This window comes from Streptomyces sp. NPDC092296, from assembly GCF_044755465.1.
In the GTDB taxonomy this organism is placed as follows: domain Bacteria; phylum Actinomycetota; class Actinomycetes; order Streptomycetales; family Streptomycetaceae; genus Peterkaempfera.
Window position 1 is genome coordinate 1,356,711 of sequence record NZ_JBIVRB010000001.1, and the last position, 14,670, is coordinate 1,371,380.

Consider the following 14,670-nt stretch of genomic DNA (forward strand, 5'->3'; position numbering starts at 1 on the left):
CGGCCCACCCGCGAGGCCCGGACGTACACCGCTCGACGGCGTGGTGAAGCGCGCCGGGCGGACCGTCGGCAGGTAGTCGGACTCGCGGGGCCAGGCCCGCTCACCGCTGCGGGGCAGTCCCGGATTCGCACCGGGTTCCCCTGCGTCGACAGCGGAAGTGAGCATACATCTAGTGGCGGGTGTGCGATGCACCACCACATGTAGTGGCGCGCGCCGGACGGGCTTCCCGGAGAGAGCGGCTGCGGAGGGTCACAGATCGGCCGCGTACACCCACAGGTCGACGCCCGGGAAGGGCGACCAGTCGCGCTCCGGGGCCCGCCGGAAGCCCACCCGCTCGTACAGCCGGTGGGCGGCGTGCATGCCCTGCTGGGTGGAGAACGCCATCCGGGGCAGCCCCTGCGCGCGGACCCGGTCCATGGCCGCCCGGACCAGCGCCTCGCCCACGCCCCGGCCCCGGGCGGCGGGGGAGACCGCCAGCATCCGCAGCTCGCCCTCGTCGGGCCGGGCGATGTCCGCCCAGGCGGAGCCGGGCAGGGCGAGCGTCACGGAGCCGAGCACGGCTGCCGGGGCGTCCCGGGGGCCGGCTGGGCGGTCGGCGGCTGGGCGGTCGGCGGCTGCCCGGTCGACGGCGACGAGGAGTTCCGCCTCGGCGGCCCGGGTGCGGGCGTCGCGGAGCAGGGCGACGTAGTCGCTGTCCGCCGAGGTGTGGCCGTCTCCGACGAAGACGGCGGCGGTGATGCGGCCCGCAGCGTCGAGGTCCTCCTCGCGTGCGGTCCGTACGGCGATGTCCATCCGCCCAGTGTGACCGAGAGCCGCCACCGCTCGGCCGGGAGGTCGTCGCGGCCGCCCTCGCGGGCCGGCCGGTGGTCGGGGTCGTCCGGATAGCCGGTGGTCCGGTGGCCGCCGATGCTGCGGTGGTGCCTGGCGTCCAGGCCGACGAGCAGGCCGAGGAGGCCGAAGCCGCCGACGACCGCGAGGATTGCCCCTACCGATTCCATGGCTCCAGGGTGGCTCCCTGCTTGCGCCTGCAACGAGTGGCAGCAATGTCACATCTCCGCGAAAAACTGCCACCAGGGCCTGGTGTCCACGGCCCGGAGCGGGCAAGCTGGGCGGCATGCTGAAGGATGTCGTCGCGGTGGTGCTGGAGGAGGCCCATCCGTTCGAGCTGGGTGTCGCCTGCGAGGTCTTCGGGCTGGACCGCAGCGAGCAGGGGCTGCCGCGCTACGACTTCGCGCTCGCCGCCGACCGCCCCGGGCCGGTGCGCACCCACGCCGGGTTCAGCATCGACGCCCCGTACGGTCCCGAGCGGCTGGCCAGCGCCGACCTGGTCATCGCCGCCGCCACCCACATCCGCGACGAGTACCCGCCGGAGCTGCTGCTGGCGCTGCGGCAGGCCGTGGAGCGCGGCGCCCGGGTGCTCTCCATCTGCTCCGGGGCGTTCCTGCTGGGCGCGGCCGGGCTGCTGGACGGCCGCCGCTGCACCACCCACTGGCGGCACACCGACCTGCTGGCGGCGCGGTTCCCGCTGGCCACCCTGGAACCGGACGTGCTCTACGTGGACGCGGGCCAGGTGGTCACCTCGGCCGGCACCGCGGCGGGCATCGACGCCTGCCTGCACGTGGTCCGCCAGGAGCAGGGCAGCGAGGTGGCCCTGGCCATCGCCCGTCGGATGGTGGTCGCCCCGCACCGGGACGGCGGCCAGGCGCAGTACGTCGACCGCCCGCTGCCCGAGGCCCAGGGCGACTCGCTGGCCGGGGTGCTGGACTGGATGCGGCGCAACCTCGACCGGGAGGCGACCGTCAAGCAGCTGGCGGCCCGGGTGCACATGTCGCCGCGTACCTTCGCCCGGCGGTTCCAGCAGGAGACCGGGACGACGCCGCACCGGTGGCTGGTCGGGCAGCGGCTGCTCCAGGCCCAGCGGCTGCTGGAGGGCACCGACGAGACGGTGGACGCCATCGCGGCCCGGACCGGCTTCGGCAGTGCGGCGGCACTGCGCCACCACTTCGGCCGCTGGCTCGGCACCACCCCCGTGGCCTACCGCCGCACCTTCCGCGGGCCCACGCCGACCGCCCCCTGACCGGAGCGCTCCGCAGGGGCGCGAGGAACTGCGCGGGAAACCATGCACCTTCGTAGAGCATTTCGCCTGTGGCTGAGGAGGCGGCAGGGTGCGGCGCGGTGGTGGGTTGTTCGCGCAGTTCCTCGCGCCCCTGGCGGGGCAGGGTCCTCGCGCCCCCCGCGGGGGCCGGCGATCGGTCAGGGGGTGAGGTGGGCGGTGTCGTTGAAGCGGGTCCGGTGCGGGGGGCCGGGCGGGAGGAGCCATTCGCTGAGTGAGGCGTTCCGTACCGGCCCCTCCGCCGCGTGCACCGCCAGCAGCGCCGCCTCGTCCAGCCCCTCCAGCACCTGCCGCAGCATCAGCACCACCACGTCGTGGCAGACCAGCAGCACCCGCCGCCCGCCCTCCCGCTCGGCCAGGTCCGCGAGCACGCTGCGCAGCCGCAGCGCCACATCCGCCCAGGACTCACCGCCCGGCGGCCGGTAGTACAGCTCGCCCAGCCTCCGCCGCCGGGCCGCCTCGTCGGGGTGCCGGGCCAGGATCGCGGCGGAGGTGAGCATCTCCAGGACGCCCAGCTCCCGGTCCCGCAGCCGCTCGTCGATCCGGACCGGCAGGCCGCCGAGCGCCGCCGCGACCGGCTGCGCGGTCTGCCGGGCCCGGTCGTACGGGGAGCACCAGATGCTCTGCGGCCGCCGCTCCGGCGGCAGCGCGGCCAGCCGCCCGGCGAGCGCGGCGGCCTGCCGGTGGCCGAGCGGGGTGAGCGGGATGTCGGCGTCCCGGCAGCTGATCGGTACCTCGGTGGCGCCGCTCGCCTCCGCGACGGCGAACGCCGCGTTGGCCGTGGACTCGCCGTGCCGTACCGCGAGCAGCGCGGCCGGCCGCCGCTCCGGGTGACCCATCGCCGTACCCCTCCGTCCGGGCCCCGACGTGGGACCGCCGCCCCCAGTCTCCCGGAGGCGGCGGTCGGATCGCAGTCGGATCGCTCAGCCGGCCGGGGCGACCAGCGGCTTCTCCTCCACGACCTGGGGCGCACCGGCTTCCGCGGTGTAGTCGCCCGGGGTGGTCTCGTCCATGCCTTCGGGCGCCTTGGCGCTCCGCAGCACCAGGGTGAGCAGCACCGCGATCACCAGGTTGAGGACGAAGGCGGTCAGACCGATGTAGCCGATCTGCCCGATCACCGGGATGTTCGCGGAGCTGCCGCCGAAGTGCCTGGTGGCGGGCGTGGCGATCTCGTACGCCTTCCAGGTGCCGTACGCCATGCCGGCCGCCCAGCCCGCCAGCAGCGCCCAGCGGTGGAACCAGCGGGTGAACAGGCCCGCCACGATGGAGACGAACGTCTGGAGGATCCAGATGCCGCCCAGCAGCTGGAGGTTGATCGCGAACTGCTTGTCCATGCCGAGCACGAAGGCCAGCGCGCCGACCTTCACCACCAGGGAGACCAGCTTGGAGACCCTGGTCTCCTGCTCGGGGGTGGCGTCGCGCTTCAGGAACTCCTTGTAGACGTTGCGGGTGAAGAGGTTGGCCGCCGCGATGGACATGATTGCGGCGGGCACCAGGGCGCCGATGCCGATGGCGGCGAAGGCCACCCCGGTGAACCAGTCCGGGAAGATGTTCTCGAACAGCTGCGGCACCGCCAGCTGGGCGTTGTAGCCCTTGACGCCGGAGCCGACCCCGGCCGCGATGGCCATGAAGCCCAGCAGCGCCAGAAAGCCGAGCATCAGCGAGTAGGCGGGCAGGATGGCGGTGTTGCGCCGTACGGTGTCCCGCGATTTGGCGGCCAGTACGCCGGTCACCGAGTGCGGATACATGAACAGCGCCATGGCGGAGCCCAGTGCCAGCGTGGCATAGCCCCACTGCGCGTTGGGCCCGGTGACCAGTGAGCCCAGCGGTTTCCCGGTGGCCGGATTGACCGTGGAGAATTTATGCGCGGCGGCGTCGAAGATGTGCCCGTAACCGCCGAGTCGCAGCGGAATGTAGATCACCGCGACGATTATCACCAGGTAGATCAGCCCGTCCTTGACGAAGGCGATCAGCGCCGGGGCGCGCAGCCCCGAGGAGTAGGTGTAGGCGGCGAGCACCGCGAAGGCGATGAAGAGCGGCAGGTCCTTGACGAACCAGCTGCTGCCGGCGCCGCCGCCGACCCCGAGCACGTCCAGCACCGCCTGGATGCCGACCAGTTGGAGCGCGATGTACGGCATGGTGGCCAGGATGCCGGTGAGGGCCACCGCCAGCGACAGCCCCCGGGAGCCGTACCGGCCGCGGACGAAGTCGGCGGGCGTGACGTAGCCGTGCCGGTGCGAGACCGACCAGAGCCGTGGCAGGAAGAGGAAGACCAGCGGATAGGCGATGATCGTGTACGGCACCGCGAAGAAGCCGGACGCGCCCGCGCCGTAGATCAACGCCGGGACGGCGACGAAGGTGTACGCGGTGTACAGGTCGCCGCCGAGCAGGAACCAGGTGACCCAGGTGCCGAAGCTCCGGCCGCCGAGCCCCCACTCGTCCAGGTGCAGCGCGTTGTCCGCCCGGCGCCAGCGGGCGGCCAGGAAGCCCATCACGGTGACGGCCGCGAAGAACAGGATGAAGATGACCAGGGCGAGGGTGTTGACGCCGTCCTTCATCGCAGGTCACCCGCCTCCGACGCCCTGCGCCGCCGCTCCTCGCGGCGCATCAGCAGATAGGCGGAGACGGTCAGCGCGGCGGAGAGCGGCACCCAGAGCAGCTGGTACCAGTAGAAGAACGGCACCCCGCCCAGCTCGGGCCCGGTCCTGGCGTACGTGGACACCCAGAGTGTGCCGATGAACGGCGCGAGCAGGCAGAGCCCGGCCACCACCCGGGCGGGGGTGACGATCGGCGGGCGGCCCGGTGGTGCCTGGGCCTGCGGTGTCTCGGTCATGAGCGGCTCCAGCGTCTGGCACCCGCGCCGCCGCAGCACGGAGTCACCGCCGTGCCCGCCGAGCGGCGTCGCTGATGATCGGCAAGTCTGACGGCCCGGAATCTAGGGCATCTTTGGTGTCCATGTCACGGGTTTGGCCTGGGAATCCCCCGTACCGGTCGGGTGAATCACGGCATTTGTCGCGCGATTAGCGGACTGTGCCTGGTCGCCGTCCCGGAATTCCCTCGAACCGGTGATTCTGAACACCGTCCGACGATTGCCGATGCGCTGGGAGAATCCGGAATGGATGATTCCGGATTGTGCCGGCTACTCCGGCCGGTTCAGTCGGGCCACGAACTTGTAGCGGTCGCCCCGGTAGAGGGAGCGGACCCACTCCACCGGCTCGCCGTCGGCGTCGTAGGAGTGCCGGGAGAGCAGCAGCATCGGCAGCCCGACGTCCGAGCCCAGCACGCCCGCCTCGCGGGGGGTGGCCAGCGAGGTCTCGATGGTCTCCTCCGCCTCGGCCACCGTGACGCCGTAGACGTCGCGCAGCGCGGTGTAGAGCGAGTTGAACTTCACCAGGTTGCGGCGGAGTGCGGGGAAGCGCTTGGCCGACAGGTGGGCCGCCTCGATCGCCATCGGGTCGCCGTTGGCCAGTCTCAGCCGCTCTATGCGCAGCACCCGGCCGCCGGGCTTGATGTCCAGCAGCGTCGCCAGTCGGTCGTCGGCCGTGATGTATCCCACGTCCAGCAGCCGGGAGGTGGGCTCCAGGCCCTGGGCGCGCATGTCCTCGGTGTAGGAGGTGAGCTGGAGCGCCTGCGCCACCTTGGGTTTGGCGACGAAGGTGCCCTTGCCCTGGATGCGCTCCAGCCGGCCTTCGACCACCAGTTCCTGGAGTGCCTGTCGTACCGTGGTGCGGGAGGTGTCGAACTCTGCGGCGAGGGTGCGCTCCGGGGGCACGGGTGTGCCGGCCGGGAGCGTGTCGGTCATTTCCAGCAGGTGCTTCTTCAGCCGGTAGTACTTGGGCACCCGGGCGACGGGGCGTTCGGCGCCCTCTCCGCTCTCGGTGCCGGGCACTGCCGCCGGAGACTGGCCGGCTTCCCCGTCGGTGGTCATCGCCGCGATCACTCCTCGCCCTGCCGTCACCGGCTCCTCCGCCTCGCTTGCGGTGCTCATCGTTGCATGGTCCACCCTGACTCCGCCGCCGGGCCGGAGTCGTGCATCACATGATGACGCTGGAGCGGTGTCGGCTTGGTAACGGCTGCGGCGGTTTGCCCTGGAGGCGTTGACACCGGCATTGGTCTAGGCCAAGCTCCAACTCATTGGTTTAGACCAATGAGACAGCATAATCCCCGGACCAGTTCGGGCACGCGACACCCTCACCTTCGTCCCGAAGGCCGTCGCTCGCCTACGGGAGGGGGAAACCTCGGGCATCCCAGGAGGATGGCGTGAAGCGTCAGCTCATCGCGGCAGTCGGCGTCGCGGCCATGGTGGTCGGTGTTGCGGCTTGTAGTTCGGATGGTGACAAGACCTCCGATGCGGGCAAGGCGACCGGTGGCAGCAGCAAGGCGGCCGACTACAGCGGCAAGACCCTGACCGTCTGGTTCATGGACGGGTCCAACCCCAAGCAGTGGACCACCGACCTGACCGCCGCCTTCGAGAAGCAGTACCCGGGCGCCAAGCTCAAGATCGAGGTCCAGGGCTGGAACGGCATCGGCCAGAAGGTGACCACGGCGCTGTCCGAGGACACCCCGCCGGACGTGCTGGAGATCGGCAACACCCAGACCGCCAGCTACGCGGCCACCGGCGGCCTGATGGACCTGACCGCCGACAAGTCCTCGCTGGGCGGTGACAACTGGGCGGAGAACCTGAACAAGGCGTCGGTCTACGACGGCAAGCAGTACGCCGCCCCGTGGTACTTCGCCAACCGCGTGGTCATCTACAACAAGAAGCTCTGGTCGAAGGCCGGGCTCAGCGACACCCCGAAGACGCTGGACGAGTTCTACGACGACCTCGGCAAGCTCAACAAGACCAGCGGTGTCGACCAGGCCCTCTACCTGCCGGGCCAGGAGTGGTACACCTACTTCGGCCTGGTGCTGAGCGAGGGCGGCTCCGTCGCCCAGCTGTCCGGTGACAAGTGGGTCGGCGCGCTGGACACCCCCGCCGCCAAGGCCGCCTTCCAGACGTACGCCAAGCTGCAGAGCTTCAGCAAGGCGCCCAAGGACAAGGACGAGGCCACCCCGCAGCAGTCCGACGTCTTCGCCAAGGGCAACGTCGGCGCCATGATCGGCCTCGGCTGGGAGGCCGGCGGCGCGATCACCGCGAACCCCGCGCTCAAGGACGACATCGGCTACTTCCCGCTGCCCAGCAAGGAGGCGGGCAAGCCGGCCGGCGTCTTCCTCGGCGGCTCCAACCTGGCGATCTCGGCCAACAGCAAGAACCCCGAGCTGGCCAAGGGCTTCCTGAAGCTGGCGCTGTCCGACCAGTTCGAGGGCGCCATGGCCAAGGAGGCCGGCATCGTCCCGAACAACCCGCAGCTGAACGACCAGGCCAAGGACAACCCCTTCGCCGTCGCGGCCATCGCTGCCTCCGCTTCCGGCGCCACCACGCCGGGCGTCCCGGAGTGGGCCGCCGTCGAGAACACCCCGAACCCGATCAAGGACTTCCTGACCGCGGCTCTCCAGGGCAAGGACTACGACTCCACGGCCAAGAAGTACGACGACGAGATGAACAAGCGTCTGTCGCAGAAGCAGTAGTACCGCGCGGCGCCGTCCGCCCGCTCCGCCCCACCCGGCGGGGCGGGCGGACGGCGCCGCCACGCCGGCAGCAGCAGGGCGCAGGGCAGAGAGAAGAGAGAACCACATGGCTGTGGATGCGGAGCGGGTGCAGACACGCTCCTCCGGCGGGCAGCAGAGTGCCGCCGTTTCGGCCGACCCGGCCGAGCACCGGAATCGGGGGCGCAGACGCAGGCGCGCCGACGACGGCCGAGGCGTCCTCGGCAGAAGCACGCCCTACCTGCTGCTGCTGCCGGCCATCGTCGCCACGGTGGGGCTGCTGGGCTACCCGCTGCTGAAGAACCTGCTGCTGTCGTTCCAGAACCTCAACATGCGGCAGCTGATCCAGCACCTCACCGAGTGGAACGGCGTCGACAACTTCCGGGAAGTCCTCTCCAGCCCGGACTTCTGGCACACCACGCTGCGGTCGCTGGTCTTCACGGTCGCCAACGTCGCCCTCATCATGGTCGGCGGCACGCTGGTCGGCCTGCTGCTGAACAAGCTGGGCAAGCGGATGCGGCTGCTGCTGTCGATCGGCCTGATCCTGGCCTGGGCGATGCCGATCGTGGCCTCCACCACCGTCTTCACCTGGCTGTTCGACTCCCAGTACGGCGTCGTCAACTGGTTCCTGGACAAGCTCGGCTGGCACAGCATGGCCGAGTACAACTGGATGAGCACCCAGTTCACCACCTTCACGGTGATCACCCTGCTGATCGTCTGGGGCTCGATCCCGTTTGTGGCGTTCAACATGTACGCCGGTCTGACGACCATCCCCAAGGAGCTCTACGAGGCGGCCGCGATGGACGGCGCCACCGCGCGGCGGACCTTCAGCCAGGTGACGTTCCCGGTGCTGAAGCCGTTCTTCCTGAGCACCACGTTCCTTGAGGTCATCTGGGTCTTCAAGTGCTTCACCCAGGTGTTCGCGATCAACGGCGGCGGACCCGAGGGGACCACCCAGACCCTCCCCGTCTACGCCTATGTCGTGGGCATCAGCAACCAGCACTACGGGATGGGCGCCGCCATCTCGGTGCTCACCATCCTGATGCTGGTGGCCCTGATGGCCTACTACTTCCGGATCATCGTCAAGCAGGAGGACGAGCTGTGAGGCGCTCCCTCGCCGGACGCATCTGGCCCAACGCGGTCGCCGTCGTCCTCTTCGCCGTCTTCGCCTTCCCGGTGTACTGGATGGTGTCGACCGCCTTCAAGCAGAACAACGACATCATCAGCAAGACGCCGGTCTTCCTGCCGCTGCACGGCACCTTCTCGCACTTCTCCACCGCGTTCCACGCCGCCGGCTTCTGGACCCTGGTGCGCAACAGCTTCACCGTCACCGTCATCGCGGTGCTGGGCTCGCTGGTGATCGCGCTGCTGGCGTCCTTCGCCATCGCGCGGATGCGGTTCAAGGGGCGCAAGGCGTTCATCGTGGTGATCATGCTGGCCCAGATGGCGCCCTGGGAGGTCATGACGATCTGCATCTACATGATCGTCCGGGATGCCGACTACCTCAACAGCCTGGTGCCGCTGACCCTCTTCTACATGATGATGGTGCTGCCGTTCACCATCTGGACGCTGCGCGGCTTCATCGCGGCGGTGCCCCGGGAGCTGGAGGAGTCCGCGATGGTCGACGGGTGCACCCGCACCCAGGCGTTCATCAAGGTGATCTTCCCGCTGCTGGCCCCGGGCCTGATGTCCACCTCGCTGTTCGGCTTCATCACCGCCTGGAACGAGTTCCCACTGGTGCTCATCCTCAACAAGCAGGCCGAGGCGCAGACCCTGCCGGTGTGGCTGACCCAGTTCCAGACCAACTTCGGCAGCGACTGGGGCGCCACCATGGCCGCCTCCAGCCTCTTCGCCATTCCGGTCCTCGTCGTCTTCCTCTTCCTCCAGCGCAAGGCCGTCGGCGGCCTCACCTCCGGCGCCGTGAAGGGCTGACACCTGCCGTGAGCATCCTCATTCCGGCCTCCCCGGACGCAGGCTCGCTGCACCGGGACGCCCTCACCGTCCTCCAGCCCGGCTTCGTCGGCACCACCCCGCCCGACTGGCTCCGCCGCCACCTGGCGGCCGGCCTCGGCTCGGTGGCCCTCTTCGCCCGCAATGTCACCGACCCCGTACAGCTCGCGGCCCTCACCGCCGCGCTGCGCGAGGACAACCCGGACATCCTGGTCGCCATCGACGAGGAGGGCGGCGACGTCACCCGGCTGGAGGCCGGCTCCGGCTCCTCCTGGCCCGGCAACCTCGCCCTCGGCGCCATCGACGACCCGGCCCTCACCCGCGACGTCGCCCGCGAACTCGGCCGCGCGCTGGCCGCCTGCGGCGTCAACTACAACTGGGCGCCGTCCGCCGACGTCAACTCCAACCCGGGCAACCCGGTCATCGGCGTGCGCTCCTTCGGCGCCGACCCCGAGCTGTGCGCCCGGCACACCGCCGCCTGGGTGGAGGGCCTCCAGTCGGCCGCCGTCGCCGCCTGCGCCAAGCACTTCCCCGGCCACGGCGACACCGCCGTCGACTCCCACCTCGGCCTGCCGGTGGTGGACGCCGACGTCGACCTGCTGCACTCCCGGGACCTGGTCCCGTTCAAGGCCGCCATCCAGGCCGGTGCCAAGGCCGTGATGACCGCCCACATCGTGGTCCCCGCGCTGGACACCGACCACCCGGCCACCCTCAGCCGCGCCGTGCTGCACGACCTGCTGCGGGCCCGCCCCGAGGACGGCGGCCTCGGCTACGACGGCCTGATCGTCACCGACGGCATCGAGATGGGCGCCATCGCCGACACCTACGGCACCGCCGAGGGCACCGTCCTGGCCCTGGCCGCCGGGGCCGACGCCATCTGCGTCGGCGGCGGGCTGGCCGACGAGGAGACGGTGCTGCTGCTGCGCGACGCCATCGTGGCGGCCGTGCGCTCCGGGCGGATTCCCGAGCAGCGCCTCGCGGAGGCCGCCGAGCGGGTCCGCACCCTCGGCGCCTGGGCCAGGGCCGCCGCCACCGACTCCGACGGCACCGAGCCCGACCTCGCCATCGGGCTGCGCGCCGCCCGCCGCGCCCTGCGGGTGGTGCGCGCCCCCGGGCGGCTCTACACCCCGGTGCTGGAGCGCCCGTACGTCGCCTCGTTCTCGCCGGTCGCCAACATCGCGGTCGGCGCGGAGACCCCCTGGGGCGTGGCCGGCATGCTCGCCGCCCGCTTCCCCGGCACCCGCGCGGAGAGCTTCGGACCGGACGACGCCACCCCGGAGCGGATTCCCGCGCTGGTGGGCGCTGTCCTCGCCGCCGCGGCGGACCGTAGGATCGTGCTCGTAGTACGCGATGTGCACCGGCACGCCTGGATGGCTGCCGCGGTGGACGCCCTGCTGTCCGCCCGTCCCGACGCGATCGTCGTCGAGATGGGCGTCCCGCAGGCGCCGCCGGTCGGGGCATTGCACATCGCCACCCATGGCGCGGCCCGTGTGTGCGGACTGGCCGCCGTCGAGGTCCTCACCGGGCAGCCGCCCGCGCTGGGGTAGAACCATCTCTCTGGAGGCCCACCAGATGCCCGACACTCTCGCCGTCCCTCCCGCCCCCGGCCGCATCATGGCGGGGGAGATGGCCGAGCAGCCGGCCGTCCTGCGGCGCATCCTCGACGAGGGCGCCCCGCGGATTCGCGAGATCGCCGCCGAGATCGCGGCCCGCAACCCGCGCTTCGTGCTGCTCACCGCACGCGGCACGTCCGACAACGCGGCGCTGTACGCCAAGTACCTGATCGAGGTCCTGCTCGGCAAGCCGGCCGGTCTGACCTCGATGTCCACCACCACCGCGTACGGCGCCAAGCCGGACCTCACCGACTGCCTGGTGATCACGGTCAGCCAGTCCGGCGGCTCGCCGGACCTGGTGGCCTCCACCCGGGCCGCCCGGGAGGCCGGGGCCATCACGCTGGCCGTCACCAACAACGCCGCCTCCCCGCTGGCCGAGGTCTCCGAGTACCACATCGACGTTCTCGCGGGCCCGGAGAAGGCCCTCCCGGCGACCAAGACATACACCGCCGAGCTGCTCGCCCTCTACCTCTTCGTGGAGGGGCTGCGCGGCGGCGACGGGGCGGCCGCCAAGGACCTGCCGGAGCTGGCGGCGGCGGTGCTGGCCCGGCAGGGCGAGGTGCGCACGCTGGCGGAGCGGTACCGCTTCGCGCAGCGGCTGGTGCTCACCTCGCGCGGCTACGGCTACCCGACCGCCCGTGAGGCGGCGCTGAAGCTCATGGAGACCACGTACATCCCGGCCTCCCCGTTCTCCGGCGCCGACCTGCTGCACGGCCCGCTCGCCATGGTGGACAACGTCTCGCCGGTGATCGCGATCGTGCCGGACGGCAAGGGCGGCGCGGCCCTCCAGCCGGTGCTGGACCGGCTGCGCGGCCGGGGCGCCGACCTGGTCGTCGTCGGCCCGCAGGACCAGGTGGACGCGGCCTCGGCCGGGTTCGTCCTCCCGGCGGGCGTGCCCGAGGAGGTGCAGCCGATCCTGGAGATCCTGCCGCTCCAGCTGCTGGCCTACGAGGTCACCATCGCCCGTGGCCAGGACCCGGACGCGCCGCGTGCACTGGCCAAGGTCACCGAGACGCGCTGACGGCTGCCCGTACGACCCGTACGACCCCGCATGACCCGTACGACCCGGAGGGCCCCGGTGGATCACCCGATCCGCCGGGGCCCTCCCGCCTTACCCGCGCCCGTGCAGGGTGGCCTCGATCCCGGCCACGATGATCGCCAGGCCCGCCTCGAAGCCCTCGTCGTGCCCGGTGAAGAAGGTCGGCCCGACCGCGCCGGCCAGCGGGTACTCCGGGCCGAGCTGCCCGGCCCGCCGCTCGGACTCATAGCGCGGGTCACGCTCGCCGGGCGCCGGGTACACCGCCTGCTCCTCGATCACGAAGCCGATGGTGTACGTGTACCCGGTGAACCAGGCCCGTCCGGCCGCCTCGACGCTGAACCCCTGGTCCACCAGTGTGCGCAGCGTCCGCTCCATCGGCGGGGCGTGGCTGCTGTCGGTGAGCCGGGTGCCGCTGAACACCTTGGCGCCGTCGCGGTAGGAGAGCAGGGTGGCGCGCAGCTGCCGCATCCCGTCGGCCAGCCACTGCTGCCAGCAGGGCGGCTCCGCCTGCTGGGCCGCCTCCCCGGCGCGCACCATCCGGCGGAGCATCTCGGTGGCCATCTCGTCCAGCAGTGCCTGCTTGCCGGCGAAGTGCCAGTAGAGCGCGGGCGCCTTGACGTCCAGCTCGGTGGCGATCCGGCGCAGGGTCAGCCCGTCGAGACCGGTCTCGTTCAGCAGCCGCAGGGCGGTCTCCACCACCGTCAGCCGGTCAAGTCGCGTTGCCACCCCCTCATCCTCGCAGGCCCGCCCCGACCGCCGCCGTGCCCGGGGGTGCCGATCGGCGGGTTGACAATTTAACGGCGTTAAGGAGACGCTGGGGGCATCGGATTTAACGCTGTTAAGGAGATCGCCGATGACCACCCACCCGGACGTCCTCATCGTGGGCGCGGGCCCGACCGGCCTCGTCCTGGGCTGCGACCTGGCCAGGCGCGGGGTGCGCGCCCGCATCGTGGAGGCCGCCCCCGGCCTCTTCCCCGGCTCCCGGGGCAAGGGGCTCCAGCCCCGCACCCAGGAGGTCTTCGACGACCTCGGGGTGATCGACGCCGTGCTCGCGGACGGCGGACCGTACCCGCTGCTGGTCCACTGGCAGGACGGCGAGCGGGGCCATGAGTGGGCGCTGGAGGAGAGCTTCCCCGCCGACCCCCGGGTGCCGTACGGCGACGCCTGCATGCTGCCGCAGTGGCGCACCCAGGAGATCCTGTACGACCGGCTGCGGGAGCTGGGCGGCAGCGTCGAGTTCGGCACCCGGCTGACCGGGCTGGACCAGGACGCGGACGCCGTGCACGCCCGGCTGTCGACCGGCGGCGGCCCGGCGGTGACCGTACGCGCCGACTACCTGGTCGGCGGGGACGGCGGCCGCAGCACCGTCCGCCGGGCGCTGGGCATCGGCATGGCGGGGGAGACCGTCGACCCGGCGCCGATGCTGGTCGCGGACGTCCGCGTCGACGGCCTGGACCGGCGCAACTGGCACGTCTGGCACGTCCCCGAGGTCGGTCAGCTGCTGCTCTGCCCGCTGGCCGGCACCGACCAGTTCCAGCTGGTCGCCCGGTACGTCGACCCGCAGGCCGTCCCCGACACCACCCCCGACGGCGTCCGGGCGGTGCTCGCCGCCCGCAGCCACCTCACCGCTGAGCAGGTCACCGAGGTGCGCTGGGCCTCCGACTTCCGCCCGCGTGCCGCACTGGCCGACCGCTTCCGGGTCGGCCGCGCCTTCCTGGCGGGCGACGCCGCGCACATCCACTCCCCGGCGGGCGGCCAGGGGCTGAACACCAGCGTCCAGGACGCGTACAACCTCGGCTGGAAGCTCGGCCAGGTGCTGCGGCACGGCGCCCACCCGGATCTGCTCGACAGCTACCAGGCCGAACGGCTGCCGGTCGCCGCCGACGTCCTGGGCATCAGCACCCGCCTGCACTCCGGCATGGAGGGCGGCCAGGCCGCCTGGATGGCGCGGAGCGGGCCGCAGACGCGGCAGCTCGGCGTCGGCTACCGGGGCGGCCCGCTGGCCGCCGAGCACCGCGCCGACCTGCCCGAGGACGCGCTGCACGCGGGCGACCGGGCCCCCGACGCGCTGGGCACCACCCCGGACGGCGCCCCGCTGCGGCTCTTCGACGCCTTCCGCGGCCCGCACTTCACCCTGCTGGCGGTGGGCACCGCGCTGCCCGCCGTCGGGCACCCCTTCGTCCGCGCCCACCGGGTGGACGGCCCGGCCGTCCGCGCCGCCTACGGAGCGGGGCTCTTCCTGGTACGCCCCGACGGCTACCTCGGGCTGGCCGCCACCGACCCGGCCGACCTCTCCGGCTACCTCGCCCGCTTCACGGGCTGAGCCGTCCTGGCGGGCCGGGGCAGGCGGCTCAGGTGGTGAGCCGGAC

At 71.9% G+C, this 14,670-nt stretch carries 13 protein-coding genes and 1 riboswitch; of the genes, 7 read left to right on the plus strand and 6 right to left on the minus strand.

Going from position 1 to position 14,670, the window contains the following annotated elements; all coding sequences use genetic code 11:
- Positions 1–49 precede the first annotated feature (49 nt).
- Positions 50–172, minus strand: a riboswitch (cobalamin riboswitch).
- A 77-nt stretch (positions 173–249) separates the two neighbouring features.
- The gene (locus ACIQGZ_RS06305; protein WP_402599655.1) at positions 250–792 is read right to left on the minus strand and encodes a GNAT family N-acetyltransferase; all 543 of its coding nucleotides are present in this window, start codon (positions 790–792) and stop codon (positions 250–252) included.
- A gap of 322 nt (positions 793–1,114) precedes the next feature.
- Here ACIQGZ_RS06305 and ACIQGZ_RS06310 point away from each other — a divergent pair, with 322 nt between their 5' ends.
- A complete protein-coding gene (locus ACIQGZ_RS06310) occupies positions 1,115–2,077 on the plus strand; it encodes a helix-turn-helix domain-containing protein (RefSeq protein ID WP_402599656.1) in 963 nt (320 codons plus the stop codon).
- Positions 2,078–2,253: 176 nt separating this feature from the next.
- Here ACIQGZ_RS06310 and ACIQGZ_RS06315 read toward each other — a convergent pair whose 3' ends face one another.
- From ACIQGZ_RS06315 to ACIQGZ_RS06330, 4 genes are all read right to left on the minus strand, one after another.
- Entirely contained in the window at positions 2,254–2,952 is a 699-nt protein-coding gene (locus ACIQGZ_RS06315; protein WP_402599657.1) for a histidine phosphatase family protein, read from the minus strand.
- A gap of 84 nt (positions 2,953–3,036) precedes the next feature.
- Positions 3,037–4,671: a monocarboxylate uptake permease MctP gene (mctP, locus tag ACIQGZ_RS06320; protein ID WP_402599658.1), complete on the minus strand. Its 1,635-nt coding sequence runs from the start codon at positions 4,669–4,671 to the stop codon at positions 3,037–3,039.
- A complete protein-coding gene (locus ACIQGZ_RS06325; RefSeq protein WP_402599659.1) occupies positions 4,668–4,946 on the minus strand; it encodes a DUF3311 domain-containing protein in 279 nt (92 codons plus the stop codon). The genes mctP and ACIQGZ_RS06325 overlap by 4 nt, the downstream gene beginning before the upstream one ends.
- 306 nt (positions 4,947–5,252) lie before the next feature.
- Positions 5,253–6,041, minus strand: a complete 789-nt coding sequence (locus ACIQGZ_RS06330) for a GntR family transcriptional regulator (RefSeq protein WP_402600005.1) — start codon at positions 6,039–6,041, stop codon at positions 5,253–5,255.
- Between the two features lie 332 nt (positions 6,042–6,373).
- Between ACIQGZ_RS06330 and ACIQGZ_RS06335 the strand changes: the two genes are divergently transcribed.
- The 5 genes from ACIQGZ_RS06335 (at position 6,374) to ACIQGZ_RS06355 (ending at position 12,283) form a co-directional block, all read left to right on the plus strand.
- Complete coding sequence (locus tag ACIQGZ_RS06335) at positions 6,374–7,681, plus strand: extracellular solute-binding protein (protein WP_402599660.1); 1,308 nt, start codon at positions 6,374–6,376, stop codon at positions 7,679–7,681.
- A 106-nt stretch (positions 7,682–7,787) separates the two neighbouring features.
- Entirely contained in the window at positions 7,788–8,804 is a 1,017-nt protein-coding gene (locus ACIQGZ_RS06340; RefSeq protein WP_402599661.1) for a carbohydrate ABC transporter permease, read from the plus strand.
- Positions 8,801–9,631, plus strand: coding sequence for a carbohydrate ABC transporter permease (locus ACIQGZ_RS06345; RefSeq protein ID WP_402599662.1), 831 nt, complete (start codon positions 8,801–8,803; stop codon positions 9,629–9,631). Before ACIQGZ_RS06340 ends, ACIQGZ_RS06345 begins: the two co-directional genes overlap by 4 nt.
- Before the next feature lie 8 nt (positions 9,632–9,639).
- Positions 9,640–11,196: a glycoside hydrolase family 3 protein gene (locus ACIQGZ_RS06350; RefSeq protein WP_402599663.1), complete on the plus strand. Its 1,557-nt coding sequence runs from the start codon at positions 9,640–9,642 to the stop codon at positions 11,194–11,196.
- Between the two features lie 25 nt (positions 11,197–11,221).
- Positions 11,222–12,283 (plus strand): SIS domain-containing protein, encoded by a 1,062-nt coding sequence (locus ACIQGZ_RS06355; RefSeq protein WP_402599664.1) that lies wholly within the window; start codon positions 11,222–11,224, stop codon positions 12,281–12,283.
- A gap of 90 nt (positions 12,284–12,373) precedes the next feature.
- Here ACIQGZ_RS06355 and ACIQGZ_RS06360 read toward each other — a convergent pair whose 3' ends face one another.
- The gene (locus tag ACIQGZ_RS06360; protein WP_402599665.1) at positions 12,374–13,027 is read right to left on the minus strand and encodes a TetR/AcrR family transcriptional regulator C-terminal domain-containing protein; all 654 of its coding nucleotides are present in this window, start codon (positions 13,025–13,027) and stop codon (positions 12,374–12,376) included.
- Between the two features lie 127 nt (positions 13,028–13,154).
- Here ACIQGZ_RS06360 and ACIQGZ_RS06365 point away from each other — a divergent pair, with 127 nt between their 5' ends.
- A complete protein-coding gene (locus tag ACIQGZ_RS06365; RefSeq protein WP_402599666.1) occupies positions 13,155–14,624 on the plus strand; it encodes an FAD-dependent monooxygenase in 1,470 nt (489 codons plus the stop codon).
- Positions 14,625–14,670 lie beyond the last annotated feature (46 nt).

Bases quoted from the DNA above. Each gene is read 5' to 3' on its own strand.
- ACIQGZ_RS06315 (WP_402599657.1), bottom strand. From the start codon at position 2,952: ATGGGTCACCCGGAGCGGCGGCCGGCCGCGCTGCTCGCGGTACGGCAC.
- ACIQGZ_RS06355 (WP_402599664.1), top strand. From the start codon at position 11,222: ATGCCCGACACTCTCGCCGTCCCTCCCGCCCCCGGCCGCATCATGGCG.
- ACIQGZ_RS06325 (WP_402599659.1), bottom strand. From the start codon at position 4,946: ATGACCGAGACACCGCAGGCCCAGGCACCACCGGGCCGCCCGCCGATC.
- mctP (WP_402599658.1), bottom strand. From the start codon at position 4,671: ATGAAGGACGGCGTCAACACCCTCGCCCTGGTCATCTTCATCCTGTTC.
- ACIQGZ_RS06340 (WP_402599661.1), top strand. From the start codon at position 7,788: ATGGCTGTGGATGCGGAGCGGGTGCAGACACGCTCCTCCGGCGGGCAG.
- ACIQGZ_RS06305 (WP_402599655.1), bottom strand. From the start codon at position 792: ATGGACATCGCCGTACGGACCGCACGCGAGGAGGACCTCGACGCTGCG.
- ACIQGZ_RS06310 (WP_402599656.1), top strand. From the start codon at position 1,115: ATGCTGAAGGATGTCGTCGCGGTGGTGCTGGAGGAGGCCCATCCGTTC.
- ACIQGZ_RS06365 (WP_402599666.1), top strand. From the start codon at position 13,155: ATGACCACCCACCCGGACGTCCTCATCGTGGGCGCGGGCCCGACCGGC.
- ACIQGZ_RS06330 (WP_402600005.1), bottom strand. From the start codon at position 6,041: ATGACCACCGACGGGGAAGCCGGCCAGTCTCCGGCGGCAGTGCCCGGC.